Origin of the sequence: Thermoleptolyngbya oregonensis NK1-22 (assembly GCF_032705245.1) — a bacterium.
Taxonomy (GTDB): Bacteria; Cyanobacteriota; Cyanobacteriia; order Elainellales; family Elainellaceae; genus Thermoleptolyngbya; species Thermoleptolyngbya sichuanensis.
Window position 1 is genome coordinate 1,731,223 of the sequence record NZ_CP053540.1, and the last position, 26,185, is coordinate 1,757,407.

A 26,185-nucleotide genomic window follows, 5' to 3' on the forward strand; every position below is an offset into this window, starting at 1 on the left:
ACCGCAGCGCTCAGGCCCGCTTGATCCCGCTTGATTATGACATGAGCAGTTATCAAGTTTTGCACGCGCATTTTGCACACGCACCGCCACGACTGGGGAACCGTCAGCATCCTATGATGCTGGGCTAAGCGGCGATCGCCCTTGCGCCAATAAAGTTGGCAAACTTGTCCATCAGGTCAGGATTGCGCCACCCTTTCGCCGTTTCTTCCATCATGATCTTCAGCGCCTCTTCGGGTGAAAAGGCTGATTTATAGGGACGCTCGCTGGTCAGCGCGTCGTAGATATCGATCATCTGGAAAATCTGAGCCAGGTAGGGAATCTCATTGCCCTTCAGCCCGTCTGGATATCCCGACCCGTCCCAGCGTTCATGATGATGGCGGATAATGGGAACCACTCCCTGCATCGTTCGCAGCGGTTGGCAGATGCGCTCGCCAATCAGCACATGCTGGCGCATGATAATCCATTCTTCAGGAGAAAGCTGACCCACCTTAAGCAGCACTGCATCCGGAATCCCGACCTTGCCGATGTCGTGCAGATAGCCGCCCCACATCAGGTCGCGCACTTCCGTCCGCGAGAGGCCTAGAAACTCACCAAACGCCTTGCCCAGTTGCACTAGCCGCTCGCAGTGGTCGCCCGTGTTGGGATCTCGACTCTCAATCGTGCGGGCGATTGAAAATAGCACCTGCCCCGCATGATCCAGATCCTCGTTCAGCCGCTTTTGGCGAACCAAAGAATTCACGCGGGCTGAGAGTTCTAGCTGATCAAACGGCTTCGACAAAAAATCATCGCCGCCGGCCTCAATGCCTCGCAAGCGGGCGCGGCGATCGTTCAGCGCGGTGACAAAGACGACCGGAATCAGGCGTGTATGCTCATCCTGCTTGAGCTGGCGGCAAACCTCGTAGCCGTCCATGCCTGGCATCATCACGTCCAGCAGAATCAGGTCTGGATTAGCCTGCGCCACGCAGTTCAGCGCGGCAGTGCCGCTGTCTGCCTCTAGCACGTCGTAGCCTTCCACTGACAAAAGCGCAACCGCTGTCATGCGGCTTGATGGGTGGTCATCTACGACAAGGATTTTAGGCTTTTCAGAATCAGAGTAGTTCACAGGAAGATCTCGCTTTCGCTCGCTGGAGGGGCTAGGAAGACTTTGGAGCGCAGAGTTTCTATGTGTCGATCTTGAGGAGGGCGCTCGAATAGCTCATGATTACTTCAGTATGTTGAATGACTGAACACCAGAGATCAGGTTTTTTACGGAGATTTTCTGCATTTAAGGCTTAACAAGCCTGCCAGGGAGGTAACAGAATTTATAGTTTTAGACTGGAGAGTTAGACCAAGCCTAAATGTAGTCTATACAACGCTGAATTTTCCCAAATCAGAGGATTAAAGGGTTTTCGGGGTTCACACTGCAACACTAGGAAACAGCCGAGAGGCGCTCCCTCTCTCTGGAATTAATTAAAAAACTGACAGGACTTACGCACTTGTGGCAAGTTTTCCGGGTTTTGGACGATTTCTCGCGGGCTGCGCCCGCGAGAAATCGTCCAATTGCGTAAGTCCTAACTGATTAAAAACCCAAATGAAAGCGGCGAGAACAGCAAGAATAGCAAATCATAGCAAATCAATGTATCGCAGTCTTGAATGACTTCTAAACTACGAATCTTCATTCGCTTTTCTAGCTGGAATCGTTTTTAGTGCCTCAGGATGACCAGAGACTAGCGAGAGATGAACCACTTGTATTTTAGAGATTTCTTCCAAGTATCTGTAGCGGTGACCAGTGGTAGCGGATTTGCGGCGGATATGCTGGTGGCATCGGCAATTGGGACGATGCTCTACGCCCGTTTCGCTACCTGTGCCCTGCCTACCGCCCAATGTACCCACGCCCAGTCCGTGCCCAACCGAATTTACATCAAGTAGAAAATATACCTTGAATGGCTGAAGAGATTTCACGAAGGATTTCACACGGGGTTTCACAAGAGATTTCCCCCGACCCCGTTCCTAGCCCTGCTGCTGTCGTGACCGCAGACTGGCTGCTGGCTCATCTGGATGATCCGGGCGTAGCGATCGCCGACTGTCGGTTTTCGCTGATGGAGCCAGACCTGGGGCGGCAGCAGTATCACCAAGGCCACATTCCGGGTGCGGTGTATTTTGACCTGAATGCTGACCTGTCGGGGCCCGTGCAGCGCCACGGCGGCCGCCATCCCCTGCCCCACCCGGACGCTCTGGCGCAAACCCTGGCGGCAGCGGGCATTACCCGCGGCGAAACCTGGGTAATTGCCTACGATGACTCCCGGTTGGGCTTTGCGTCTCGGTTTTGGTGGCTGTTGCGGTATCTGGGGCATGATCGGGTGGCGGTGCTAGACGGTGGCTTCGCGCACTGGCAGGCGGCAGGATATCCTGTGACAGCGGCAACTGCGCCCAGCACCCCACGGCAGGCAGGGCAGTTTGTGCCTGCGTTACGCCCAGAGATGGTAGTGGATATCGAAACAGTGAAGCAGCGCAAAGATCAAGCAGGCGTGGTGCTGGTGGATTCGCGGGAGGGCGATCGCTATCGAGGAGAGCGCGAACCCATCGATCCGATCGCGGGGCATATTCCTGGCGCGGTCAACTATCCCTGGCAGGGCGTGACAGACGATCAGGGCAGGGTACTCTCCGTTGAGGCGCAGCGTCAGCGCTGGCAGAATTTATCTAAGACCAAGACCAATGCCGATACCAATGCTGATTCCAACGAGATTGATGAAGTGGAGGAGATTATTGTCTACTGCGGCTCTGGCGTGACGGCTTGTGTCAACCTGCTGTCGCTGGAGATGGCGGGGCGGGGCAACCAGAGCAAGCTTTATGCTGGAAGTTGGAGTGACTGGTGTTCGTATTTAGTCGATGAATCGGGAACTCCACTGGGGTAGAAGCGGGAGAGCGGGCGATCGCCCCCCGTAGCTCCGCTGTCATCGCCTCCAGCAGTTGCATCCCCCGTGCAGCTTGAGCTTGTCTCTGTGTCTCAGGGCTGAATCTTGGCGCAAAGCTTGAGGAATCAAGTGATTCTGCCAAATGGCTGAAAAAACTGCGGGATGCGCCTTTCTGGAGTCTGCCCGCAACTGCAAAGCCAATTTGGCACGGGACGTTCCTGTGCGTTGAAAAACAGCGACGCTGGGCGCAGTTGCTATACTGAGAGCATTTATCAGCCCCCAGCTTTCTAAAAGTCTCTAAATTATGCCGCTCAGGTTACGCCGCTCAGGAATCTCCGCCAGAGTAGATTGTGCCTGCTTTGCTCGTCCCCTGACCCGGTTAAGCAATAAACTCCAATTCTCTAAGCGCCCTTATTTTTTGCTCCCTAATTTTTAGGTTTTAACTTCTATGTCATCTGTTAGCCGCCTTTCGATTTTTGTTGATGGGAACAATATGTTCTACGCTCAACAAAAAAATGGCTGGTTCTTCGACCCGCGCCGAGTCCTGGATTATTTCACAAATGATCCCGACGTAGAGTTAATCAACGCTTTCTGGTATACCGGGCTGAAAGATCCGCAGGATCAGCGTGGGTTTCGAGATGCGCTAATTAGCCTGGGCTACACCGTGCGAACTAAAATTCTGAAAGAGTATTATGACGACAACTCCGGGCGCTATTCCCAAAAAGCAAACCTGGATGTGGAAATCGTGATCGATATGTTCAACACGGTCGATCAGTATGACCGGGTGATTCTGTTTAGCGGCGATGGCGACTTTGAGCGGGCGATTGAACTGCTACGCTCTAAAAGCACCCATATTACAGTTGTGTCTACTGAGGGCATGATTGCCCGCGAACTGCGAAATGTGACGGATAAATACATTGACCTCAACGATATCCGCGACCAGATCGAAAAAGTGGATGGCTGACCAAAGTGAACCATTGCATCAGGTGAAGACTTCTCTGGTGCTGGGTTCTGGGCGATCGCAGACTTGACGGAACCCCCAGAATCAAGTCCCTCCGGCAGGGATTTTGACCAGCCTTCTTGAACAGCCTTCTTGAATAGATCTCTTAAACAAATTAAACAAACCCCTTCAATAGCGTGTGAGGCGTGGCGCAATGGATCGATCTAAAGTGGTAGCGGTGATTACGGGGGCGATCGCCATTTTGCTGAGCATTGCCTACCTGCTGATCGTGCAACTGCTCGACTGGCGAGGCGAGATGATCCCTGCACCCGTCGATCTCTCAGCCCTACCGTTCGCCTACAGCAGCGGCTGGGTGGCGCGGATGATCTCCTGCACGGTTTGGTCGGGCGGACGGCTCCTATGACGGCTCAGCCTGCGAATTTTTCTGCGGAAAGCGTGTCTGCTGCAAGCCTGCCCAAGCCAGTCCCCCTTCGACCGACCGTGAATCTGACAGTGTTGGGGGCTGGAGCTTGGGGCGGCACTCTGGCCACGCTGGCAGAGCGTAATGGGCATCGGGTGCGGCGCTGGTCGCGGCGGTTTCATGCGCCCCTCGAAGACAGCCTAATCGGGGCTGAAATTTTGGTGTCTGCGATGTCGATTAAGGGCGTGGTGGAATTGGCACCGCGTTTGGGACAAATCGGACTAGACCCGGCGACTATCCTAGTCAGCGCCACCAAAGGGCTTGATCCAGAAACCGGGCGCACGCCTACTCAACTCTGGCGGGATGCGCTGCCGCAGCAGGCGATCGCCGTCCTCTCGGGCCCCAACCTGGCCAAGGAAATCATGCAAGACCTCCCGGCAGCAACGGTGGTGTCCAGCAGCAATGCAGCGGCGGCGCAGTTTGTGCAGCGGGTGTTTGCCTCCGAGCGCTTCCGGGTCTATACGAATACCGATCCGCTGGGCACTGAATTGGGCGGCACGCTAAAAAACGTGATTGCGATCGCCGTGGGCGTGTGCGACGGGCTGAAACTGGGCACCAATGCCAAATCTGCCCTGATTACTCGTGCCCTGGCAGAAATTATCCGCGTGGGCACCTATCTGGGCGGCGAAACCGATACATTCTTTGGACTGTCGGGACTGGGCGACCTGCTGGCCACCTGCAATAGTCCCCTCAGCCGCAACTATCAGGTCGGCTATCAGCTTGCCCAAGGGCTTTCTCTGTCGCGGGTGCTGGCAGACCTAGAAGGCACGGCCGAAGGCGTGAATACGGCCAATGTCCTCTTTGATGTGGCCCAGCGGGAGCAAATCCCCATGCCCATCGCCCACCAGGTCTATCTGCTGTTAAATGAGCAAATCACGCCGCAGCAGGCAGTGGAAGCGCTCATGGAGCGGGATTTGAAGTCGGAGGATTAGTGCAAAGACAGGGAGGGTGACCCATGCCAACGTCAGTCGTTCGTCAGCTTGTGGTGCAGCCCATTTCGGCAGAGGCGTTTCAGCCGTTTGGGCAGGTGATTTTTGCCAGTCCTGATGGGGCGCGGTTTGGCCCCGATGATGCTCAGCTTTGTTTGGATCGGGGCATTCCTCGGTTTTACATCATGCGGCTGCACCAGCGGGGGCGGCAGTTTTCTCGGATTACGCGCCATCGGCAGTGTACCCAATGTCTGGGGTCGCTGGAGGGCAAGGATTGGCTGATTGCGGTTGCGCCGCCGTCGGAATTGGATCGGCCGGAACTGGAGGCGATCGCCGCCTTCCACATTCCGGGCACCTGCTTTATCAAGCTGAACCTGGGCACCTGGCACGCGGGCCCCTACTTCGATCAGGACACGGTGGATTTCTATAACCTGGAACTCAGCGATACCAACCTCATCGACCACCAGACCCACGACTTTCGCCAGAGCCACGGCATTCAGTTTGAACTGGTGGGCTAATTTCTCGATTTTGGATTTGCGATTTTGGATTTGGATTTTGGATTTGCGGTTCACAGTGACGCAAATCACGCGATCGCCCTGCCACAATCACCCAGTCGGGTTTGCCCATGTCACTGGCTGGAAGGGTTGCACCCCGCATACTAGACGGTATAGACACCTAGCTAACAACCAAGCTCCTCGCCTAGCCAGAACGTCTATAAGCCTCCTGAATATGCTCCTCAAAGCCACGCCGCAAGGGTGGCTTTTTTGTTGGCGGTTTGTTAGCGCTCCGTTGCTGGCGTTCCAAACGGGTGCATCCCACTTTGGGAACCCTCAGCCTAAATTCCTCTCTCAGAGCAGGAGAGGGACTTTCAATCCGGCTCCCCTTCTCCCGTTTTGGAAGAAGGGGTTGGCGGATGAGGGCGAATTTGCATCACTGGGATGCACCCTTCCAAAGCTGCATATCCAAAATTAAGAACCTACGCTACGTTTCAAACCGCCCCGGACTCAAACCCTCCAGCAGTGGATCGGGCTGTTCCACCAGATGGCGGGCATAGCGGCGGGCCAGGGGCGGCATGATCGCAAAGGGATTACTAAACCCAGAGAAAAGATGCATCCCCTCCGCACCGGGAACCGGCCCCACCAGCGGCAGGCGATCGCCACTAAACGCCACAGGACAGCGACTCCAGGTTCCCGGAACCTCCTTGAGGCTGGGCAAGAACCGCCCTACGGCCTGACGCAGCGCAGACTCGCTGGCTGCCGCATCAACCTCCGGCTCCAAGCTGCTGATCATGCGCGTCACCTGACCAATCCGAATCCGCCCGTCTTTGAACTGGATCACGCCCTCGTCCAGAATGGGCGGCACGACTTCCTGATTGGGCTGATTCCACCGCGCATCTGCTGCACCGGCCGCGGCCTCCTGTTCAAAGCGTTTTAGCGCAGCAGGCATAATCAGCGTGCGCGTCTGAGTCGGCGTATTCGGCGGTGTTTCAATTAGCTCTGCCTGAGAAAAGTAGATCCGCACAAACAGCCCCGCCTGCCGCAGTAGGATGCGACTCCATCCCCCTGCGCTGACAATGACTCCGGCCGCGCTCAGCGTTCCCTCTGAGGTCGTGATGCCCGTCGTGCGATCGCCCTCCCGCACAAAACCCGTCACCTGCGCCAGCCGCATCTCGCCGCCCAGCCGCTGAAACGCCTGCTGATAGGCCAGGGTTGTTGCTTCAGGGCTGACGTGGCCGTGCGTGGTGTGCAGCGCCCCACCCAAAGACGCCGGGTTCAGCAGTGGCTCTAGTTCGCAGGCAAATTCTATGCTGATGGGCTGCGGCGGAATCCAGCACGAGCGATAGGACTGGGCGATCGCCCCCACATCTTCCCCTGGCTCGATCACCAGCACCAGGTCTAGTTCACGAAACTGCGTGTCTCCCTCCAGCTCGTCCGACAACTGGCGATGAATCTCAATTCCTTCCTGGCAAAGCTGCTGAGTCAGGGGAGTATTACCCGACCAGTAGGCAATCCCACCATAGCTATAGCGTGTTCCGTTCGTGGGCGCAGCAAACTGCTCTAGCAGCAGCACAGAACTCCCCAGTTTGACTAACTCGTAGGCCAGTGCCGATCCGGCAACCCCACCCCCAACCACAATCCAGTCATACGTTGTCATGTGCAGTCCTGATCTTTCCTAATTTTCCTAATCTTTGTAGTTTTTGTAGAGTCCTGGTAGCGTCCGTTGAATCCACATTCTGGCTTTTCAGAGTAGCGCGAGTTTCTCCAAACGCAAAATTCAACGCGCAAAACTCGACGCGCAACATCAGGATGCAACCCGATGGGTTCAAAGGGATACGTTCCACTTTTGCGGAAATTCTGCATTTGCGCTTAGCACAATCATTATTTTTGCGTAGCACACCACTCAGGATATGACAGGAAAAACAGCGTTTCTGAAATAAAGCGTCACGCCATCCTGCGGACACGGACAGAGCAGCATCGGCATCCGCAAATTCTGGATGCAATTTCTAACAAATCGCAGAGGTCACCTGACTATTAATTCGTACAAATCGATACCAATTTCGCGTCTTAAATGATACAAATTTTATTGCCTGAGCAATCCACTTTTTGCCCATGACTTGCAAATGCCAGATTTTAGTCACAGCCTAGAGAGCAGACACTCCAAACTCTATACAAAATATTTAAATCTCGCCTTGACAGAAGCAAATCAAGAAGCAAATTAATTGATGTTCAAAGCGTAAACTCTCACGACGAAGCTTGTAACATTTTCTTTAGAAGTCTTGCACGTCCATTAATTATGTTCAACAATGATAAGTGGAGGACAAGACTAAGCATTATCTTGCGTGATTGATTCTTTGGTTGACTCTTTGGTTACTTTGGTTAGTTGTAAGATTGATCTCGATTGAACCAAACCGTATTTTTATCTGTCAATCAGCCGTCTATCAACTAGCCTTCTATCGGCCAGCTAAGTCGAGTCATTCTGGAAAAACTTCTATCCTTCGTCCTTTCTTATCCTTTTTCATCTTCATTGGAAATAGTCTGATTCTGGAATACTTCAAGTCTAGAAAGTCAGATTTTTCTGACTAAGACTGCGAAATTAAGAACGCAAGACTAAGCTTGCGAGTCTTAGACTGCTGAGGTTCAGCTAGAGAGGGCAGTGATTCGCATTCTTTAGAATCTTCCTCAGGGACGACCTCTGAAAGTTCGATTGTGTTCCTCTAGAAACTTTTCAGATTTTTGTTGAACGCTAGACTTAAAGAGAAGGTTTTAGAAACATGCTGTTAAACACATATTAGACGCATTAGATGCATTTCTTTATCGACCTAATCGGTTGAAGTAATGCTCGACGATCGATTCCAATTATCTGACTCGAATAGTTTCTTCAGATAGATCTGAATCCTCATTAGCTCAATTTAACTAAGTCCTTATTAAGTCCTTAATTGAGTTCAGTAAAAATCCAGGTGTGTTTCCAGGTGTGTTCGTTGTGATAGATGTTCATTAGCATCTTGCTTGGTGTTGCGGAATTTAAGTCTAGGCTGGTGTTTGCTTTGGTTGTCTGCGTTTGCGCCTGCTTTATCTGTGTTTTCTGCATCCTGCATTCCTCGTCATCTGTATTCCTCACTTCATAATTAAGCGCTCCTTATAAAGCCATGAACCTTTGCCCTTGCTGCTCCGAGCCTTTGTTGCGCCATGCGCGACACAATCGTGTCTACTGGTTTTGTACGCACTGCTGGCAAGAAATGCCAAACCTCGCAGATGTGATTCAGGCGCGGCAGCAAGTTCAGCTTGCTGCACCTGTGGCGTTGAGCCTGCGAACCAACCGTGTGCTTCAGTCGGTGTAGCCCAACTTGTGTTGCTTTACGTTGGGCTTGTCGCAATTCGGCTTCGCAATCTGCGTCACGATCTGCATCACAGTCTGCGTCATCAGCGGCAGCGACAAGTTTGATGTATCATGCCGAAAAACTACGATTAAACTAATAGGCGGGCTTCCGGTTTTGGGGGCCCGCTTTTGGTTGAAGATTTTTGATAGACGCTTGGTTTTTAATTTAGAGCGATCGCCCATTGGGGCAGGGTGAGGGGTTGCGCGATGAGTCTGCCGATCATTTTTGATATTACGCTTGGGGTTATTTTCCTATTTCTTATCCTCAGCTTGCTAGCTTCAGAACTTCAGGAACTCCTCGCAACGCTGCTGCAATGGCGGGCCGACCATCTCAAAAAGTCCATCGAGATTTTGCTCACGGGTAATGCAGAAGAAGTCAGCACCTATCAAACCTTTATCGACAATTTGTACAGCAGCCCGTTGATGCGATCGCTCAACCAGGAAGCAAAAGGAACCCTGCCCCGATTGTTTCGCCGGGTGTCTCGCAATATCGGGGCGCTCTATCGCAGCGTCACGGGCGCTCGCAATGTGTTTGGCAACCAGTTCAGCGGCCCTTCCTACATTCCATCCAAGACGTTTGCCGATGCGCTCCTCCAGCAGTTGAATGTCGAAAGCCTGACTCAAAAAATTAGCGATTACACCATGTGCCGATTGGGCGAAGAAAAGCTGGCGCTGGTAGAAGATATCCTCAAATCGCTCCGCAACAGCGTCGGCGACGACTCGCTTCTGGAAGCGGAATTTGAAGGGCTGCGGCAGCGACTCCGAAACATTCGCGACGACTTTCGCAGCAACCGGATTTCGCTGTCTCGAAGCATGGATCTGGCGACGGAGCAGATTCGCCTGTTTATCGACAGCACCGAGGCGTACCTAAAGAACAACCACCATTGTCAAGACATCATCCTGGGGCGGCTGCCCTACCTGAAACAGGCCGTGCAAATGAAAAAACTGGAGCCGACCATTGGCGAGGTGATGGCGCTTGTCCTGAACAATCGCAGCAATTTGCCTGCCGAGCTAGAGGATGCGGTGATTCAGGTGCGATCGCGCGTCAGCCAGCTTCCTCCCCATCTCAAGCAAAACCTGGTCATCCTGGCAAACCAGGCGCAAATGCGGTCAGACGGACTCCAGGACGGGCTACGCAAACTGGAGCAAGAGGTAGAGAACTGGTTCAACCGTTCGATGGATCGAGCATCCGGCGTTTACAGACGCAATGCCAAAGGGGTGGCGATTATTTTGGGCATTTTGCTGGCGGCGGCAACCAATGCAGACACGTTTCTTGTGGTCGATCGCCTGTCGCGAGATTCGGCGATTCGGGCTGCGGTGTCCGAAAGCGCCAACCAGCTTCTGAGCCAGTCGCCCCAAGCGCCCACCCGGTTTCGTGAAGCCTTCCCAACTACTGGACAGCCATTGCCAGTTCCAAATTCTCCCAGTTTTGGCGAGTCCAGTTTTGGCGAGTCCAGTTTTGGCACGCTGGAACCCGGCGCATTGCCGCCCGATACAACGCCCATTTCACCCAGCGCAGCAGCGCCCAATCTTCAGCAAGAACTGGCAGACGTTCGCGATGCGGTCGATACGGTGCTGGATGATATCCCTTTACCCATCGGCTGGAACCAGCGCAACCGCTTGCAACAGTTTCCGCCCAATACCAGTCTGTTTATTTCGATTCCCAAGCGGATTTTGGGCTGGCTGATTACAGGAATTGCGATTTCAATGGGGTCATCTTTCTGGTTTGACCTGCTGAGCAAGGTGGTGCGTGTCCGCAACGCTGGCACACCATCTTTCCCAAATGACCATCGTGTTGAATAATCTTCACAGAGTACCTTGTCGCGTATTTTGTAAAGCGTACTCTGTAACTTTTTGTCTAGGCGTGTTGTCTAGGTGGATTGTCTAGGCGGATTGTCTAGGTAGATTGTCTAGGCGTGTAGCCAAGTTGCCTTCAGGATGCCCGAGGTGGTATGACGACTTCTTTTTCTTCGCAAGATCCGAAATTGGTGCATCCAGTCGATGGGCATCCGGTGGATAGGCATCCAGTTGACGGGCAACTAGAGGGGCAGCTAGGGGAGCAGCTAAATGGGGCAGAGAGCCACACGGCTGCACCAGCCCTCTCGGTGGTGGTGCCGATTTACAACGAAGTGGAGAGCCTGCCCCGGCTGATTGAGGCGATCGCCTCCACGCTCCAAGCCAGCGGGATGGACTACGAAATCGTCTGCGTTGATGACGGCTCCAAAGATGGCTCCACCGCTCTGCTGAAGCAGCTAGCACAACAGCGCACCGACTTGCGGGCCGTGCTGCTGCGGCGAAATTATGGCCAGACAGCCGCCATGGCCGCAGGCTTTAACCATGCGCGGGGCGCGGTGATCGTGACGCTGGATGGCGACTTGCAAAACGACCCAGCCGATATTCCCATGCTCGTGGCCAAGCTCAACGAGGGCTATGACCTGGTAAGCGGCTGGCGCAAACATCGGCAGGATGCAGCGCTGACCCGGCTGCTGCCGTCTAAAATAGCCAACGCGCTGATCGGCTCTGTCACGGGCGTAAAACTGCATGACTACGGCTGTTCCCTCAAAGCCTATCGGACAGAGGTGGTGGAAGACATGAACCTCTACGGCGAACTGCACCGCTTTTTGCCTGCCCTTGCCTATATCGAAGGGGCGCGAATTACTGAAGTGCCCGTGCGCCACCATGCCCGCCAGTTTGGCAAGAGTAAGTATGGGCTGGGGCGCACGGTTCGCGTGGTGATGGATCTGTTCACCATTGCCTTCATGAAAAAGTTTCTGACCCGCCCGATGCATGTGTTTGGGCTGTGGGGGCTGGTGTTGATGAGTACCAGCACGCTTGTGGGACTGTATCTGGGCTTTCTCAAGTTTGTGCGGGGGCAAGACATTGGCGATCGCCCCCTGCTGATCCTCGCGGTTGTTCTCTTCTTGGCTGGGGTGCAGTTGTTTTGCTTTGGGCTGCTAGCGGAGTTGCTGATGCGAACCTACCATGAGTCCCAAGGCCGACCCATCTACCGAGTGCGCGAGGTGGCCGGGCCAGGGTCATCGCCTCCTCTACGACAGCCGCCGAACTAGACCCAGACGTGCTGCATTCAAGCCTCTCTCACAGCCTGTCTAAAGCCTGTCTTTAGAAGATAATCCCGGTGGAGTAGATGAGTTCCTTCAATCATGCATCTGTCCCAGAGCAGAATAGCAGCTACGTTCAACCCAATCTGCTGGGGTTAGTCAGTAAGCTGTCGCTCTATGCCCGCAAGCGAATGGTGCGATCGCTCCTCGATCTGGCCCGGCCCACCCCCGACACCACAGTACTCGATGTCGGCGTAACGCTCGATCGCCGCGAAGACTGCAACTTTTTTGAGAAGGCCTATCCCTATCCAGACCGCATCACCGCCGTTGGGCTAGAGGATGCATCCTTCCTCGAACAGGAGTTTCCGGGCCTAAAGTTTGTCCAGGCAAACGCCCTAGATTTGCCCTTTGCCGATCAAAGCTTTGACCTAGTGGTGAGCTTTGCCGTCATTGAGCATGTCGGCAGTCGGGCACAGCAGCGAGCCTTCGTTCAGGAACTCTGCCGTGTTGGAAAACAGGTCTACATCGCCACGCCCAACCGCTGGTATCCGGTGGAATTTCACACCATCTTGCCGCTGATTCACTGGCTGCCGCCCCGCTGGTTTCGGCGAATTTTGCGGCTTTTGGGACACGATTTTTGGGCAAAGGAAGCCAACCTCAACCTGCTGACGCTCTCGGAGTTTAGGCAACTGTTCCCGCCCGACCTGACGCTCTACTATCGCCCGACCCGGCTGCTGGGCTGGGTGTCGAACCTGTCGCTGTTCGCCGTTCGCCGTTGATTTGGCTCAGCCAGCGTCTCAAACCATAGGCACAAGCCCTGGCAACCCTCCCGCCCCTTTATCCCTTAAGGAGACGGCGCGGGCGTTTTGCGCTTGGGCGTTTTGAGCCTATAGGGAGCCATCGAATATTTACTCACCTGAATCGGCTCGCCGACTTTCACCAAGCACAGTCCAAACTGCTGCATTTCCCTGGGAAATGGATCGTCGGCAGAACTCACTGCCTCCAGCCACTTTCCCTTGACTGCATAAATCGTCGGTGCAGCGAGGGCACGCCGGGTGCAGCGGGGACAGCGGGGACGGGAAATCCTGGTCAATCGCGCCTGAGAATTGCTGAGCGGGGAGTCTTCATCGCAAGCGGCTTTCCAGTTGACACTTGCGGGAGTACAGTCCAAGTTTGCGGGGTCAACCGCGCAAAACAGATAAGGCCCCCCAGGCTGGGCGATAAAGGCGGCGGGTGCAAGCGTCTGGAGTGGCTGGAGGCGGGCGATGGTGGAGGGCGGGCGCTTGAATGACAGCACGTTTGGCAGCGTTAGGCTGGATACCAGCGCCGTGCCCAGCAGCAACAGCCCCAAGCGGCGAAACCAGGGGCCGCTGAGGGACTGCAAAAAACTGAGCGCCGCCAGCCACAGCAGCAGATAGACGGGCACAAAATATCGCAGGCTGACGCGATTGTGATAGACCCAGGCGAGGCAGAGGAGCGCGGCAAAGCTGAGAACTGCGGCAGCGAGGAAGTAGGAGAACCAGGGCGAGAGTCGGAGAGTGTGCGATCGCCCCTTCATCCACAAGTACCCCATCGTCGCCACGCTGCCCAACACCAGAACGGCATGAACCCCCAGCAGCGGCCCGTGCTGAAAGGTAAGCGTTTCCCAAGCGGCGATCGCCAGATGCGTTGCGGCGGCCCAGATCTGGTCGGGACTGCTTAGGGTGCCATAGTTCTCATTGCGGCGCATTGCCTGACTCTTGGCAAAGGCGATAAACCCGATGCCGACCAGCGAAGTCAGCCCCAAGGCCAGCAGGTCGAGCCGGGATAGCCCGATACGCTGCCAGAAGGGTTGGTTAGCAGTTTGGCTGGCAGTTTGGTCAGCAGTTTGGTCAGCAGATGTGGGGCGATCGCCCAGCCGGATCAGCACCAGCACGACGGCCAGACAAAAAAAGATCAGCGCTGAAAAGTCGGAAATCCAAATCGCCAGAAACGCGCAGAGGGCGATCGCCGCCAGGGTCAACGGCTGATTCAATGCTTCGCCGGGCCTGGACTTGGTTAGCAACTGGCGGCCCAACAGCAGCGCAGCGCCAACCATCAGAAACTGCGCCCTGTAGGGATGGGCGGGCAGCACCAATTCGACAAAAGAGTCGAGCGGCAAAAACCAGACCAGCGCCAGGATGATGCTGATGAGCGGCTGTTTGAAGAATCGGGCAAACATCCAAAAACCCGCGATCAAAATCGCATACTGAACGATTGAAATCGCCACCACCGGGCGCAGCGGCAGCAGGGTCAGCAAACCGTGCGCCAGGATAGGTTCCAGGCTGCCGAGGCGATCTTGTCCCCAGTAGTAAAAATCGGCGGGCAGTTGCAGATCCTCTGCCATCAGCACATGGATTGCCTGATCAGAGTTAAGACTGGGCGAATAGTATGCCGAAAAGTTCAGACCCGACAGGATGGCAATCAGCGTGCAGAGGGCGATCGCCCAGAGCCACTGGGTTTTGAGGGACCAGAATTGTGCGAGTCGGGAGGGTGAGCGGGGTATCGAGCGCTGCATCGAGGGTGGCGTTGGGAAACAGGTTTTGAGCGCCAAACTGGGGCAGCTCTGATTTTCGCACCAGCTTTTTAGCTACGGTAGTCAGTATGAGTCAAAATGTGGGCCAAAACTTGAGGCAGGTTGCCCTGGAGGCGCTGCGGGATGTAGAGCGGGGCGCATTTGCCGATGCGGCGCTGGACAAACGGCTGCACCGGGGCGATTTGTCGGAGCGCGATCGCCGCTTGGCCACCGAACTGGTCTACGGCTGTGTGCGGCGACGGCGCACCCTCGATGTCCTGATTAGCCAACTGGCCACAAAACCCGCCGACCAGCAGCCGCCCAATCTGCGACTCATCTTGCATTTGGGACTCTATCAACTGCGCTATCTCAGCCACATTCCCCCCTCGGCGGCAGTCGATACAACCGTAGACCTGGCCAAGGGCAACGGCTTTGCAGGGCTGGCGGGTTTCGTGAACGGGGTGCTGCGGGGGTATATTCGACAAGCCGCAGAGCGCGAGACGGGTGACCCGCTGAACCTGCCAGCCGACCCGGTTTCGCGCATCGGCATTGCACACAGTATGCCCGACTGGATCGTGCAGCAGTGGATCGCCCAATTTGGCGAAACCGATGCTGAGCAACTCTGCAACTGGTTTAATCAGCCGCCCAGTATTGATCTGCGGGTAAATCCCCTGCGGGCTTCGGTAGAACAGGTGGAGGCGGCTATGCAGGCGGCGGACGTAGCCGTGAAACGGTTGACGGGCTTTCCCCAAGCGCTGCGGCTGCGAAACCATCGGGGCGCAATTCCGGCGCTACCGGGCTATGCAGAGGGCTGGTGGTCGGTGCAGGATGCCAGCGCCCAGCTTGTGGGGATGCTGCTCGACCCGCAGCCTGGGGAAACGGTGATCGATGCCTGCGCTGCGCCGGGTGGCAAGACGACGCACCTGGCAGAACTGATGGGCGATCGCGGCGTGATTTGGGCGGGCGATCGCAGCGCCAACCGCCTCAAAAAAGTGCTGCAAAATGCCGAACGACTGCAACTCACCAGCATCCAGCTCTGTCCTGGCGACAGCCGCACCCTCACCCAGTTCACCAAGCAGGCAGACCGGGTGCTGCTGGATGCGCCCTGTTCGGGACTGGGCACGCTGCACCGCCATGCCGATGCCCGCTGGCGGCAAACCCCCGACTCTGTGCAGGAGCTTGCCCAGCTACAGGCTGAACTGCTGCACCACGTCGCTACCTGGGTCAAACCGGGTGGTACGCTGGTCTATGCCACCTGCACGCTGCATCCTGACGAAAACGAGCGCGTTGTGCAGGATTTTCTGACCGCCCAGCCCCAGTGGAAAATCGACCTGCTGCCCACCGATCATCCCGCTATCCAGTTTCAACAGCCGCAGGGCTGGCTTCGCATTTTGCCCCATCAGCATGACCTGGATGGCTTTTTTATGGCAAGACTGATTTCCAGCGACCGCACCCTGCCTGCTGGCAATCCAGATCAGGGGGATATCGCAAAATAACGTCGATCTCGGTGCGAATCTCGGTTGCGTTTGACCTGCACTGTTACGATTAACAGATAGTGAATGATTGTTGCGGCAGGGTATAGCTGAGCGTTATGGTTGAACGTCCTATCAAAAAATCTGAGCGTCAGACCCAGGAAGCGTCTGAGACTACTTCTAGCACTCCATCCGGCGGCAACAAGCCTCGCCCGGTTAAAAAAAGTGAACGTACAGGTGGAGACGAGTCGCCGCGTGAGCGATCGGATGATTCCCGATCGGGCGATCGCCAGCGTCGCAAGGGCAAAGGCGGGCGTGATCGAGACGATCGCCCCTCGCCCTCAGTTAGCCCTGCCCTGATGCGCGGGCCCAAGCCAAGCCAGAAAAAAACCGTCGAAGAGCCGCCGCCAGAGGAAATCGCAGCCGAGGACGCAGCACTAGAAGCAGCAACAGCGGAAGTTGTCGCTGAAGAAGCTGTCCCACAGGAAGTCGTTGCAGAGGTGGCTGAAGCGCCTGCCCCTGAGCCTGCTGCGGAACCGGAACCTGCTGCCGAAGCACCCTCGCCTGAACCGGAATCTGCTGCTGAGCCGGAACCTGCTGCCGAAGCGCCTGCACCAGAACCCGAACCTGCTGCCGAAGCACCCTCGCCCGAACCGGAATCCGTTGCTGAGCCGGAACCCGCTGCTGAAGCACCTGCGCCCGAACCTGAACCTGCTGCCGAAGCACCTGCGCCCGAACCTGAATCCGCTGCTGAGCCGGAACCCGCTGCCGAAGCACCTGCGCCCGAACCCGAACCTGCTGCCGAAGCACCTGCGCCCGAACCTGAATCCGCTGCTGAGCCGGAACCCGCTGCCGAAGCACCTGCGCCCGAACCGGAATCTGTGCTGGAGCCGGAACCTGCACCTGTTGGGGAAGCACCCGCGCCAGAGCCGGAACCTGAACCTATGCCGGAACCTGCTGCCGAAGCACCTGCGCCCGAACCCGAACCTATGCCAGAACCTGTAGCAGAAGCGCCTGCCGCTGAAGAAACTGCGGAGCATGAGGCCGCTGCCGAACCGGAAACCTCTAAGGCATAGTTAGGGATTAGCTTAGGGATTGGACAGAGTTATGACGGATTCTAAGGCGATCGCCCTCACCTGCGACCAGGCCCATCGCCTGCTCAAGCAGTTCGACTGTCAGACTGCTGCGTCTGTGCAGTCGGCTGAAGAAAAAGCGAGTCTCCGTGAAGCGCTGAGGCTGGTTGCACGGCACTCGGATTACCAAATGCTGGGGGTTTGCGCCAGTTCTCAGGCAGAAGGTTGGGCTGCTCTAGAACACTATGCGATCGCCCTCGGCTATGCACCCCAGCCGCCAGCGGTTTCGCTGGAAGGCCCGGTCTATCTCAAGTTCAATCCCAAATCAAGCCTGTGCTATGCAGACACCTATCCTGGTGAGCATCGCGGCGTGCTAGTTTCCTGTCAGTCTGCCGATCCCGACGACATCAACGACCTCTATGGGCACTTACCCCTAGATTTGTGGGATTAAGGTTAGGACTTACGCAGTTGGACGATTCCTCGCGGGCGCAGCCCGTGAGAAATTGTCCAAAATCTAGAAAACCTATTGCCAGTGCGTAAGTCCTGAAGGTTTGGGGTTGAGGGTTGGGTCTACCAGTCACCCTGTCCTCTGATTTCCCTGACGCTTGCCCTCAACAAACAAAAAGCCTCGGCGCAGAATTATGCCGAGGCTTTTCTATTCAACGGGTCAAATCACCCTGTGAGCTTGACTAGAAGATCTAGCCAGGGCAGCCGCATAGACCGACCGCCCTAACTCCCAAGCCCTACTGCCCGGCTCCTACTGCCCAGTCAGATACGAGGGCGACAGGCTAGACCAGGATTGCTTCACTAGGTCGGCATCCGCCGTCACGCTGCCCAGGTAGTTGCCTGCGGGCAAGGACGGGAAGCGCTTGTAGGGCACCACATCTTCGCCAAAGTAGCGCGAGTATTCGGCGCTTTCCACCATCGCGTCTACGGCTGCTTTCAGACCGCTATCGGCCAGCAGCTTGTTGTATTCGCGAATCTCTGCTTGGGTGGCCGGGGCCCGTCCCAGCAGATGGCGAAACAGAAACTCGATCACCTTGGTATTGGGATAGGGCGTGTAGAACCGCTTGCGGTAGATATCCGAACCCGCCAGCGTCTTCACAAACTCCCGCACCGAGATCTCCCCATTCCGCAGCTTGCTTTCCAGGTCGCTGCGGCGGAACTCTGCCGGGACTTGTCCGCTGAACACGTCCATCACCTGCACGTAGATGGCATCGATCACCAGTTCCGTCTCGCCCCGCGTCATGCTGGGGTTCATGCGGAAGATCCGAGCAGGCTTGCGGCGAGAGGTTCCTACCCCAATTTCAACGGATTGCCCCTGACCTTCCGCCAGGAAGGAGCGGCCCAGTTCCACAAACTTAGGCTTGGTGGGGTCGGGCTGACGAGCTTGGGTGGATAGATTGGCGATCGCCAACCCGGTCAGCGGCAGTTTAGTCGGGTCTAGCTTCGACTTCACCGGCTCAAAGCTCGGCACCACCAGCGTCTTGTTCTGCTTGGTCAGCGTGTTGTACAAGCGCTGCGTGTTCGGGAAGTTGGCAGCGGGCAGCGTCAGGAAGCGGTTGTAGGGAACTGTATCCTCGCCAAAGGCCTGCGCGTATTCAGCGCTGTTGACCATCGCGTTGATAAAGCCCTTCAAACCTTGCGATGCCAGAATCTGGTTATACTTGCGGATTTCTGCCTGATCCAGCGGCGCACGACCCAGGAAGTGCTTCGTACCCAACTCAATCACTTTGGTATTGGGATAGGGCGTGTAGAACTCCTTGATATAGAGGTTCGAGGTTCCCAGACCTTCGATGAACTCCTTCAGGTTGATTTCGCCGTTGCCCAGCTTGCTCTCCAGCGCGGTGAACTCGTTCTGAACAATGTAAGGCGCGATATCCCGCTCGAAGATTTGGCGATAGGCTGCACCGATCACCGTCTTCAGTTGCGCCACATCGGCAGCCGAGGTCAGCTTGAAGACCTTCGTCTGTTCCCGCTTCTTCGACACGCCCTGGCTAGAGCGGAACTGCACATCCGGCTCTGTGCGAATCTCCGTCACCGCGCCCAAGCTCACAAAGCTCGGCGTTTCTTCAGCCACGGGTTTCAGAATGCCCTTATCGACAATGCTGCCGACTCGGTTGGTTCGCAGCGACAAGCCCGCTGGCGTGAGATAGCGCTCGTAAGGCACCGTATCTTCGCCAAAGGCTTCGCTGTATTCCATGCTGTCGATCATGGCATCGACCACCGCATAGAAGCCCTTCTTCGCCGCAATGTCAAAGTAGGCGTTGATCTCTTTGCGGCCGTAGGTGGGGCGGCCCAATAGGCGGCGGTGGATATACTCGATCGCCTTCGTGACGTACAGCGGAGTCCAGTAGAGGCTGCGGAACAGGTCAGACTTCGCCAAAATCCGCACAAACTCGCGTACCGTAATCTCGCCGTTTTCCAGCTTGATTTCGGCAACTTTCTGGCGCTGCCCCTCATACACATCGCGCCCAATCACTTGCAGGTAAATGGCGCGAATGACCGCCTGGGTGGAGCTTTCAGAATACTTGACGCTGATGCCCTTGGTGTCGCCGCCCTTCTTGCTGAAGGTTCCCGTATAGCTGGGAACCTGATCCAGCTTGAACACTTTGGGGCCGAGAGTTCCAGGAGCGACACCGCGTGCGCCCGGATTGCTCAACTGGTTGTTGATACCGGGACCGCGATTGATCAGAATCCGACGGGTGTCCTTGCCAAAGGGCGCAGGACTGGTGCTGGGGTTGCGCGTCTGTTTCGGGAAGATCGCGCCAAACTGAATCTCCAGAGGGTCGTTGCCAGAACCATACACATGCTGATCGGGCAGCGGCTGATTGTACTTGGCAAAGGTGGTGATGAAGTGCGGCACCTTGCGGAAAGGAGCGCTGTACTTAAACAGGTCTTGCTGAGGCCCCCAGTTGCGACACTCTTGGGCCTCTTGTCCCAAACCGCGCAGGTAAGGCACGGTTTCTTCGCCAAAGTAGTCAGAATATTCCTGAGAATCGACTAGGGCATCCACCAGCGCCGACAGCCCACCCTTGGAAACGATGCTGAAATACTTTTGCACCTCTTCGCGAGAGCTAGGTCCTCGACCCAGGATGTGGCGGAATGCCAGTTCCAGAGCGCGGCTGTTGATATACGGCTCGTAGAAATTCTTGCGATACAGTGGCGACTTGGCCAGGCGGCGGATAAACTCCTTCATGGAGATTTCGCCGTTCTTCACCTTGGATTCCAGATCAGAAATGCCCAGGGAATAGGCGCGGGTAATGTCCCGCTCAAACACTTGGCGATAGGCAGCCTTCACCACGTCGTTTTTCTCGCTGGCCGATAGCCCCGGCTTCATGGCGTACTTGGGACGACGCTCTGCCGCGTTGAAGTAAATCTGAGGCAGTTGCAGACCTTGCTGGTCGCCAGAGGGCCGCTGACGCAGTTTGTTGGAGGGGCTGGGGGCAACGAACTCGTTGATCAGCACTTCAAAATATTGCGTCACGATCAGCGCAGCGTCGGCATCATCGCGGAACAGCGTCAGGGCCCCGACCCGCATTTCTTGCAGGGCTACGATGGTGGCTTCGCCGGAGCAGGCATTCTCGATGATTTCCCGCAGACCGCGCACGTTCACCGAGATGATGTTGGGATCGCCCGCGACGATGGCATAGGTGACATAGCGCAGGAACCAGCTTAGATCCCGCAGAGACTTCTGCATATTGGCAGGGCCGTAGCGGGCGACGTTGATGGGGCGGAAGCCAGGAGGCGTGGGGCCGGCACTGGGCGTGGTAAACAGGTTCCGCAGTCCCTCCAGCAAACCACCCCCGCCGCTACCAGAAACGTAGGTCACGGTGCCTAGCTTCATGGCTTCTTCGGTGTCGAGGGCAACGCCGCCCATCGTCATCATGACGGGGACTTCTTCGGGGGGCTTTTCGAGAAAGGCCATGGGGGAGCCGCCGACAAAGATGCGGTTGGCGGCCCGAGAGACGATGAGTTCGGAACTTCTGGTGATGGCATCGGCGATCGCCAATCGCTTGAGTCCAGAAGAGAAGAAACTGGTCAATTCGGCGAGTTCACCCCGCCCCAGGAATCGGTCTTGCTGCTCCGCCTGGGAAATGGTTGAGACGGGTAGGGTTTGATAAAGGTTTGGACGCGCAACAGAGCTTCCACCGCTTGCCGTGACACTCATTGGATTTCAAAAGCTCCCTTAATAAACAACTGCCTCAGGTGAGAAGTAGACGTTCCCAGTACGAAATTCAGAACGGCTTGAATAACGACACTTTCCGATGGGTACAGACTGTGATGGGCACAGACCGCGATGGACACAGATCGTGATGGGCACAGACTGTGATGGGCACAGGAGAAATTGTCGCAAGCGATACTAAACAAGCGTTCTGGGGTCTTACAGATTAACTTTTAGATTAGAACGTTTAGGCCCCGCCATGCGGAATGTTAAAAAGCATGTCGAGAACTCTCTCTAGAGTGTCCCAAAAAACCTGATTCTGTGGATGGAATCAGGCTGAGAGAAGTGATAAGTTTTGTTGCAAAACAAAGAGGGCGGGGAGATAGGGCGGAGCGGGGATAAGGGGGTGAGCAATTCTCTCACCCGGTTCACTCCTCCTCCGGTCATTTCTCGGTGCGCCAACCTCGGTGCGCCGACCTTGGTGCGCCAACTCATTTCTCAGTGCGCCAATGCTGCATCACTCCAACACTGGCTGGAGCAGCATTTCATAAAGCTGGTAGCGCGAGGCCGGGTCGAGATGCTGGAGGCGCGTTTGGTTCCAGTTCGCCAAAATTTGCTGCTGGTTGGATTGCACCATTTGCCGCAGTTCTAATAGCTCTGTGCCTTTGGGCAGCACGTCGGATAGCAGCTCCAGCAGCACCTGAATATCTTGCAAGCTACCAAGGCTGTCTTGTAGCGACTTTAGCCCGGCGATCCAGGCTTTGAACTGAGCGCCATAGAAGCTGACGAAAAACTCTGCCTGGTAACGAACGTGCTTGCAGGCTTTGCGGAGGTCGTGCAGCGTGGGGGCGGTGTCTTCGGTCACTGCTTCGGTGGCAATGAGCCAGCCGGGGTGTAGCAGCGAGGTCGATAGCAACGGGCTGAGCAGGTCGGGCAGAACGGTCACAATGGGGATTTGAGCCAGCGGCGTGAACCGGGGAGCGCTGAGCCAGGTTTCATAGGCGGTTTTCAGGTCTTGATAGCGGCTTTGGCTGAGGATGTCGCGGGTGCCTGCAAGGGTTTTGTGGCGCTTTTGCTGGAGTGCGGCGATCGCCGTTTCGAGATACGCTTGCTCTGGCTGGCTCAGATGGGGATGATAGTCTGTCTGGAGCGTGGCGATTTGCACGTCCAGATCCCGCAGCTTGCCCAGCGCCTTGGTGAGCGATCGCACGCGCTTGGGATGTGCTGCCCTGGGCAAATCGATGGCGGCTCCGAATACTTGCAGTGCCGTATAGAGCCGACGGCTATGAACGCGCATTTGGTGGAGATGCTCCGGGTCGGTATCTGCCAGGACGTGCTTTTCGTGCTTCACCATCTGGCGATACTGCTCACCCACGATGCGATGGGCATACTCTCCCAAAGTCAAGGGTTGAGGCGTTGGCTGTTCCTTGGGTTGCCTGATTTGCTTGCTTTGCCTGGGTTGCTTGCCCTTGCTCCGCTGCTCGGTTTTCATAGGAAATTTACCAATTTTTAGTCTTATCTTAACTTACGGCTTTTGCAGTCTATGGCTGGAAAACGACCTGGCCCTGCCGCAAAACGAGCCAGCCCTGATCCGTCCATTTCACCACCGTTGAGGGGGTTCCAGAACCCGCATAGGTGGCAGACACCGAGAGCGATCGCCCCAGTTCGTCCAGCGCTGCTTCGGTCAGCGTATAGACATCGGGAAACTGCGCGTTAATGTCTGCCAGATTTTGCAACGCGGGTTCTCCAGAGCGGTTAACGCTGGTGGTGGCCAATGGGCCTGTCTGCGCCAGCAGATGTCGCGCTAGGGCATGGTCGGGTACACGGATGCCGATAGTCGTTGGGTCGGTTGGGTTCATGGCGCGGGGGAGGCGATCGCCCGCAGGCAGCACCAGCGTCACCGCTCCCGGAAAGTAGCGCTCCGCCGCCGCTTGCCACTGCGCCTTTGCCGCTCCGTCCCCTGCCACAAACGCCCACAAATCTTCCACACTGCCGCCCATCAAAATCAGCGGCTTGCGCTCGTCCCGTTGCTTTGCAACATAGATCAGCCCTGCTGCATCCGGTCGCGTTGCCAGCGCGGGCACGGTATCCGTCGGGAAGCTAATCAGCCCAGCACCCTGCCGAGCGACATCAACCAGTTCAGCCAGAGACACTTGCGGCATAGCAGAGAGGTATCACAGACACCACAATAGAAACACAAAGGATTTTAGCTAATCTGAAACTCGCGCTATTCTACGGATTGCAAAGGGTTAAGGCAACGGTTCAGCGCCAAATTTCCCCGCTGTGCTGCGCCTCGACTGCGGTACGCCACCCACCGAAACCCTGCTCACCACCATTGCTCACCACTATCGCTCACCTCACCACCGCGTAATTCTCCCAAGGTAATTCTCCCAATATAATTCTCTTAATATGGATAATCCGCCCACCCCAGACCCAACGCCCGTGCAGCAGCAGTGTGCCAGCCTACTCAAAACCTTTTGGCAAGCCAAATACGCCGCCTATCAAAGCGGAGAAGACGCGACTGAGGAGATGCCGCTGCGTCAGAATGCGATTGGTGGTATCGGCATTGCAGGCACGCCTCCCCTGCCCGCCAGCGTCCAGGCTGCCTACGATTTTTACGATGAAAACGTGATGCAGCACGACTGGGGGTCGGTGTCGGTTTCTCAAGTGCCGATGGAGGGCGCACCCAACGGCGCGGTGTATGCCGTGGTAACGACGACCGATGGCGATGACGGCTGGCTGGAACTCTTTGACCTAGACGGCAATCCGCTGGGCGCAGCCCGCACGTATCTAGAACTGGTGTCCTGGGGCGATCCAGAGGTGCTGCGGGAACAGGTGCATACGGGCGAGTTTCCCGAAGAGTTGCAGGCGCGGATGGATACGACGTTGTGGGGAAAGTGAGGAGGAAGAGGGAAGAACGAAAAACGAAGAACGAAGAACGAAGAAGGGAAAGAGGGAAGAGCAGGTTTTCGCTTTTCTATTTTCGTTCTTCCTTTTTCCCTCTTCCTTCTTCCTATTACCTATTACCTCCGCACGCTGACGGCAAATCGCTCGATTCCGGCCAGGTCGGGATGAATCTGAACCGTGGCGTATTGCCCTGTGTTGCTGAGGAGTTGGGCGACGGCTGGGGCCTGGCCGGCCATCATTTCCAGCAGCAAGAGTCCGCCCGGTTTTAGGTAGTGGGGGGCCGTGTGGACAATGTGGCGAATGCAGTCTAGCCCGTCGGGGCCGCCGTCGAGCGCGGTATGGGGTTCGTGGACAGCCACCTCTGGGTCTAGGTGGGTTAAATCACGGGTGGGAATGTAGGGCGGGTTTGAGACGATGCCCTGTAGCTGTCCGGCAAGGAAGGCTAGCGGCTCGAACCAGGAGCCTTGGTGAAACTGGATGCGATCGCCCAAGCCAGCAGCCTCAGCATTTTGTCGGGCGATCGCCAGGGCGGGTTCACTCCAGTCAACCGCGTGAACCGTAGCCAGCGGAAAGACCGAGGCCAGCCCAAGGGCGATCGCCCCGCTGCCCGTGCCCAAGTCGGCCCAATGGCTGACTTCCTGAACTGGCCAGCCATATTGCAAGGCCGCCGAGTTTGCCAGGTCGATCAGCAGTTCTGTCTCTGGGCGGGGAATCAGAACCGCTGGCGACACGGCCAGGTCAAACTCTCGCCAGGGAACTCGACCGACCAGATATTGCACGGGCACTCGGTCACGCAGCCGCGCCTGCCAAAGCTGGGTCAGGTCAGCCAGGGAACGGCTGAGCGAAATTTCTGGTGGAAACGGTGGACCCAGCTTCAGCAGCAGCGGATCTACGTCGGCTCCCTGTTGCAGTAGCCAATCGACCTCTGCCGGACTGACCTGATGGGCGATCGCCGCCTGACGCGCCAACTGTCGCCACTGCCAGAGGCGATCGCCCGCTACCGTTTCCTTTACCACGGGTTCAACAGCGGGGACTAGCGAGTTCTGCCGCCGCTATTGCGACCGCCCCCGGCTGGTGCTGCGCCGCCGTTGGGCTGCAACGTCCGGATATACTCCAGCGTTTCGCGAGGCGGCACCAGCACCACCTGATTCAAATCAGGATCATCGCTGCTTTGGAAAATCTGGATCAGCGTTTCCAAACTGGTCACTTGCACCCGCGTCCGACCTGCCAGACTCGGCTCTTGTTGGGTAATCCGGGTCACCATTGCCTGCAAGTCTTGCTGCGTGAAGAAAATCGGAATCACCCGCTGGTTCCCCTGCTGAATGGTGAGATAGCCGCCGCCTTCCTGGGTCGATTCCAGGAAAAACAGCGGAACACCCTCAAAATTCTCAGGATTTTGCCGATTTTGCTGGAGTACCGTGCGGGCCGACTCGACCTGCTGACGCATGGGCACAAAGTAGAACCGCAGGGCATCATCGTCGTTTTGCTGGCGCACCGCCAGTTCAAAAATTTCCGCCAGCGAAACGGTTGTCACTTGCACCGAGTTGCCAAGCTGGGGATTGCGAGATTTCAGCCCCTCGACAAACTGCTGCGCGTCTTGACGGCTGATGAAGACCCCTGCGACGGGGGTGGCGTTATCTCCTTCCCCAGTTGTGGCAACGAGCGGGGTGCCATCGGCATCGGTAACTGCAAACACAGGGATGGGGCGGAGACGTTCCATGACTTGCTCGGTGGTCAACGCCAAGACGCGCAGCCCACCCGCTAATAGACCAGTCAACGCGATGCCGCCTGCTACTGCGATCGCCGCACTCCGTTGAAATAGTGACCTCATAACGACTTAATACTCCTTAATTACA

At 56.3% G+C, this 26,185-nt stretch carries 23 protein-coding genes; 14 read left to right on the forward strand and 9 right to left on the reverse strand.

Features of this window, described 5'->3' with window-relative positions; translation table 11 throughout:
- Nucleotides 1-124 precede the first annotated feature (124 nt).
- Complete coding sequence (locus HNI00_RS07480) at nucleotides 125-1,039, reverse strand: HD domain-containing phosphohydrolase (RefSeq protein WP_420156255.1); 915 nt, start codon at nucleotides 1,037-1,039, stop codon at nucleotides 125-127.
- A 677-nt stretch (nucleotides 1,040-1,716) separates the two neighbouring features.
- Here HNI00_RS07480 and HNI00_RS07485 point away from each other — a divergent pair.
- The 6 genes from HNI00_RS07485 (at nucleotide 1,717) to HNI00_RS07510 (ending at nucleotide 5,762) form a co-directional block, all read left to right on the forward strand.
- Nucleotides 1,717-1,908 (forward strand): hypothetical protein, encoded by a 192-nt coding sequence (locus tag HNI00_RS07485; protein ID WP_316792088.1) that lies wholly within the window; start codon nucleotides 1,717-1,719, stop codon nucleotides 1,906-1,908.
- Between the two features lie 98 nt (nucleotides 1,909-2,006).
- Nucleotides 2,007-2,894, forward strand: a complete 888-nt coding sequence (locus HNI00_RS07490; RefSeq protein WP_316792090.1) for a sulfurtransferase — start codon at nucleotides 2,007-2,009, stop codon at nucleotides 2,892-2,894.
- A 448-nt stretch (nucleotides 2,895-3,342) separates the two neighbouring features.
- Nucleotides 3,343-3,858: a LabA-like NYN domain-containing protein gene (locus HNI00_RS07495; protein WP_172358384.1), complete on the forward strand. Its 516-nt coding sequence runs from the start codon at nucleotides 3,343-3,345 to the stop codon at nucleotides 3,856-3,858.
- Between the two features lie 190 nt (nucleotides 3,859-4,048).
- Nucleotides 4,049-4,258: a hypothetical protein gene (locus HNI00_RS07500; protein WP_316792094.1), complete on the forward strand. Its 210-nt coding sequence runs from the start codon at nucleotides 4,049-4,051 to the stop codon at nucleotides 4,256-4,258.
- Nucleotides 4,255-5,247 (forward strand): NAD(P)H-dependent glycerol-3-phosphate dehydrogenase, encoded by a 993-nt coding sequence (locus HNI00_RS07505; RefSeq protein WP_316792097.1) that lies wholly within the window; start codon nucleotides 4,255-4,257, stop codon nucleotides 5,245-5,247. Before HNI00_RS07500 ends, HNI00_RS07505 begins: the two co-directional genes overlap by 4 nt.
- A gap of 23 nt (nucleotides 5,248-5,270) precedes the next feature.
- Nucleotides 5,271-5,762, forward strand: coding sequence for an ureidoglycolate lyase (locus HNI00_RS07510; protein WP_316792099.1), 492 nt, complete (start codon nucleotides 5,271-5,273; stop codon nucleotides 5,760-5,762).
- Between the two features lie 463 nt (nucleotides 5,763-6,225).
- Here HNI00_RS07510 and HNI00_RS07515 read toward each other — a convergent pair whose 3' ends face one another.
- Nucleotides 6,226-7,398: an NAD(P)/FAD-dependent oxidoreductase gene (locus HNI00_RS07515; RefSeq protein ID WP_316792101.1), complete on the reverse strand. Its 1,173-nt coding sequence runs from the start codon at nucleotides 7,396-7,398 to the stop codon at nucleotides 6,226-6,228.
- 1,492 nt (nucleotides 7,399-8,890) lie between these two features.
- On the opposite strand from HNI00_RS07515, the gene HNI00_RS22085 reads away from it, so the two are divergent.
- Entirely contained in the window at nucleotides 8,891-9,082 is a 192-nt protein-coding gene (locus HNI00_RS22085) for a hypothetical protein (RefSeq protein ID WP_068509894.1), read from the forward strand.
- Here HNI00_RS22085 and HNI00_RS07520 read toward each other — a convergent pair.
- Entirely contained in the window at nucleotides 9,070-9,303 is a 234-nt protein-coding gene (locus HNI00_RS07520) for a hypothetical protein (RefSeq protein WP_316792102.1), read from the reverse strand. The two genes, HNI00_RS22085 and HNI00_RS07520, sit on opposite strands and share 13 nt — an antisense overlap.
- Nucleotides 9,304-9,327: 24 nt before the next feature.
- On the opposite strand from HNI00_RS07520, the gene HNI00_RS07525 reads away from it, so the two are divergent.
- The 3 genes from HNI00_RS07525 (at nucleotide 9,328) to HNI00_RS07535 (ending at nucleotide 12,958) form a co-directional block, all read left to right on the forward strand.
- Nucleotides 9,328-10,923, forward strand: a complete 1,596-nt coding sequence (locus HNI00_RS07525) for a hypothetical protein (protein ID WP_316792104.1) — start codon at nucleotides 9,328-9,330, stop codon at nucleotides 10,921-10,923.
- 149 nt (nucleotides 10,924-11,072) lie between these two features.
- Nucleotides 11,073-12,188, forward strand: a complete 1,116-nt coding sequence (locus tag HNI00_RS07530) for a glycosyltransferase family 2 protein (RefSeq protein WP_316792107.1) — start codon at nucleotides 11,073-11,075, stop codon at nucleotides 12,186-12,188.
- A gap of 77 nt (nucleotides 12,189-12,265) precedes the next feature.
- Nucleotides 12,266-12,958, forward strand: a complete 693-nt coding sequence (locus HNI00_RS07535; protein WP_316792109.1) for a class I SAM-dependent methyltransferase — start codon at nucleotides 12,266-12,268, stop codon at nucleotides 12,956-12,958.
- Nucleotides 12,959-13,023: 65 nt separating this feature from the next.
- On the opposite strand, the gene HNI00_RS07540 is transcribed toward HNI00_RS07535, so the two are convergent.
- Entirely contained in the window at nucleotides 13,024-14,715 is a 1,692-nt protein-coding gene (locus tag HNI00_RS07540) for a hypothetical protein (RefSeq protein WP_316792112.1), read from the reverse strand.
- A gap of 86 nt (nucleotides 14,716-14,801) precedes the next feature.
- On the opposite strand from HNI00_RS07540, the gene HNI00_RS07545 reads away from it, so the two are divergent.
- From HNI00_RS07545 to HNI00_RS07555, 3 genes are all read left to right on the forward strand, one after another.
- Complete coding sequence (locus HNI00_RS07545) at nucleotides 14,802-16,208, forward strand: 16S rRNA (cytosine(967)-C(5))-methyltransferase (protein WP_316792114.1); 1,407 nt, start codon at nucleotides 14,802-14,804, stop codon at nucleotides 16,206-16,208.
- A gap of 95 nt (nucleotides 16,209-16,303) precedes the next feature.
- Nucleotides 16,304-17,260, forward strand: coding sequence for a hypothetical protein (locus HNI00_RS07550; protein WP_316792116.1), 957 nt, complete (start codon nucleotides 16,304-16,306; stop codon nucleotides 17,258-17,260).
- Nucleotides 17,261-17,291: 31 nt separating this feature from the next.
- Nucleotides 17,292-17,708 carry a DUF1824 family protein gene (locus HNI00_RS07555; protein ID WP_316792118.1) on the forward strand — a complete coding sequence of 139 codons (417 nt, stop codon included), beginning with the start codon at nucleotides 17,292-17,294 and terminating at the stop codon, nucleotides 17,706-17,708.
- 306 nt (nucleotides 17,709-18,014) lie between these two features.
- Here HNI00_RS07555 and HNI00_RS07560 read toward each other — a convergent pair whose 3' ends face one another.
- From HNI00_RS07560 to HNI00_RS07570, 3 genes are all read right to left on the reverse strand, one after another.
- Nucleotides 18,015-21,428: a phycobilisome rod-core linker polypeptide gene (locus HNI00_RS07560; protein WP_316792120.1), complete on the reverse strand. Its 3,414-nt coding sequence runs from the start codon at nucleotides 21,426-21,428 to the stop codon at nucleotides 18,015-18,017.
- A 511-nt stretch (nucleotides 21,429-21,939) separates the two neighbouring features.
- On the reverse strand, nucleotides 21,940-22,827 hold the full coding sequence (locus HNI00_RS07565) for a CHAD domain-containing protein (protein ID WP_316792122.1): 888 nt from the start codon (nucleotides 22,825-22,827) through the stop codon (nucleotides 21,940-21,942).
- A gap of 136 nt (nucleotides 22,828-22,963) precedes the next feature.
- The gene (locus HNI00_RS07570; RefSeq protein ID WP_316792124.1) at nucleotides 22,964-23,584 is read right to left on the reverse strand and encodes an L-threonylcarbamoyladenylate synthase; all 621 of its coding nucleotides are present in this window, start codon (nucleotides 23,582-23,584) and stop codon (nucleotides 22,964-22,966) included.
- Nucleotides 23,585-23,831: 247 nt separating this feature from the next.
- Between HNI00_RS07570 and HNI00_RS07575 the strand changes: the two genes are divergently transcribed.
- A complete protein-coding gene (locus HNI00_RS07575; RefSeq protein WP_316792126.1) occupies nucleotides 23,832-24,323 on the forward strand; it encodes a hypothetical protein in 492 nt (163 codons plus the stop codon).
- Between the two features lie 122 nt (nucleotides 24,324-24,445).
- On the opposite strand, the gene prmC is transcribed toward HNI00_RS07575, so the two are convergent.
- Both prmC and HNI00_RS07585 read right to left on the reverse strand, forming a co-directional pair.
- Nucleotides 24,446-25,345 (reverse strand): peptide chain release factor N(5)-glutamine methyltransferase, encoded by a 900-nt coding sequence (gene prmC / locus HNI00_RS07580; protein WP_316792128.1) that lies wholly within the window; start codon nucleotides 25,343-25,345, stop codon nucleotides 24,446-24,448.
- 17 nt (nucleotides 25,346-25,362) lie between these two features.
- Nucleotides 25,363-26,160: a Tic22 family protein gene (locus tag HNI00_RS07585; RefSeq protein ID WP_297080599.1), complete on the reverse strand. Its 798-nt coding sequence runs from the start codon at nucleotides 26,158-26,160 to the stop codon at nucleotides 25,363-25,365.
- Nucleotides 26,161-26,185 lie beyond the last annotated feature (25 nt).

What these genes read in the sequence shown, in the direction of transcription:
- HNI00_RS07570 (WP_316792124.1), bottom strand. Translation starts at nt 23,584, where the DNA reads ATGCCGCAAGTGTCTCTGGCTGAACTGGTTGATGTCGCTCGGCAGGGT.
- HNI00_RS07575 (WP_316792126.1), top strand. Translation starts at nt 23,832, where the DNA reads ATGGATAATCCGCCCACCCCAGACCCAACGCCCGTGCAGCAGCAGTGT.
- HNI00_RS07480 (WP_420156255.1), bottom strand. Translation starts at nt 1,039, where the DNA reads ATGACAGCGGTTGCGCTTTTGTCAGTGGAAGGCTACGACGTGCTAGAG.
- HNI00_RS07485 (WP_316792088.1), top strand. Translation starts at nt 1,717, where the DNA reads ATGAACCACTTGTATTTTAGAGATTTCTTCCAAGTATCTGTAGCGGTG.
- HNI00_RS07555 (WP_316792118.1), top strand. Translation starts at nt 17,292, where the DNA reads ATGACGGATTCTAAGGCGATCGCCCTCACCTGCGACCAGGCCCATCGC.
- HNI00_RS07505 (WP_316792097.1), top strand. Translation starts at nt 4,255, where the DNA reads ATGACGGCTCAGCCTGCGAATTTTTCTGCGGAAAGCGTGTCTGCTGCA.
- HNI00_RS07545 (WP_316792114.1), top strand. Translation starts at nt 14,802, where the DNA reads ATGAGTCAAAATGTGGGCCAAAACTTGAGGCAGGTTGCCCTGGAGGCG.
- HNI00_RS07540 (WP_316792112.1), bottom strand. Translation starts at nt 14,715, where the DNA reads ATGCAGCGCTCGATACCCCGCTCACCCTCCCGACTCGCACAATTCTGG.
- HNI00_RS07550 (WP_316792116.1), top strand. Translation starts at nt 16,304, where the DNA reads ATGGTTGAACGTCCTATCAAAAAATCTGAGCGTCAGACCCAGGAAGCG.
- HNI00_RS07560 (WP_316792120.1), bottom strand. Translation starts at nt 21,428, where the DNA reads ATGAGTGTCACGGCAAGCGGTGGAAGCTCTGTTGCGCGTCCAAACCTT.
- HNI00_RS07510 (WP_316792099.1), top strand. Translation starts at nt 5,271, where the DNA reads ATGCCAACGTCAGTCGTTCGTCAGCTTGTGGTGCAGCCCATTTCGGCA.
- HNI00_RS07535 (WP_316792109.1), top strand. Translation starts at nt 12,266, where the DNA reads ATGAGTTCCTTCAATCATGCATCTGTCCCAGAGCAGAATAGCAGCTAC.
- HNI00_RS07515 (WP_316792101.1), bottom strand. Translation starts at nt 7,398, where the DNA reads ATGACAACGTATGACTGGATTGTGGTTGGGGGTGGGGTTGCCGGATCG.
- HNI00_RS07520 (WP_316792102.1), bottom strand. Translation starts at nt 9,303, where the DNA reads ATGGGCGATCGCTCTAAATTAAAAACCAAGCGTCTATCAAAAATCTTC.
- HNI00_RS07500 (WP_316792094.1), top strand. Translation starts at nt 4,049, where the DNA reads ATGGATCGATCTAAAGTGGTAGCGGTGATTACGGGGGCGATCGCCATT.
- HNI00_RS07530 (WP_316792107.1), top strand. Translation starts at nt 11,073, where the DNA reads ATGACGACTTCTTTTTCTTCGCAAGATCCGAAATTGGTGCATCCAGTC.
- HNI00_RS22085 (WP_068509894.1), top strand. Translation starts at nt 8,891, where the DNA reads ATGAACCTTTGCCCTTGCTGCTCCGAGCCTTTGTTGCGCCATGCGCGA.
- HNI00_RS07585 (WP_297080599.1), bottom strand. Translation starts at nt 26,160, where the DNA reads ATGAGGTCACTATTTCAACGGAGTGCGGCGATCGCAGTAGCAGGCGGC.
- HNI00_RS07495 (WP_172358384.1), top strand. Translation starts at nt 3,343, where the DNA reads ATGTCATCTGTTAGCCGCCTTTCGATTTTTGTTGATGGGAACAATATG.
- HNI00_RS07525 (WP_316792104.1), top strand. Translation starts at nt 9,328, where the DNA reads ATGAGTCTGCCGATCATTTTTGATATTACGCTTGGGGTTATTTTCCTA.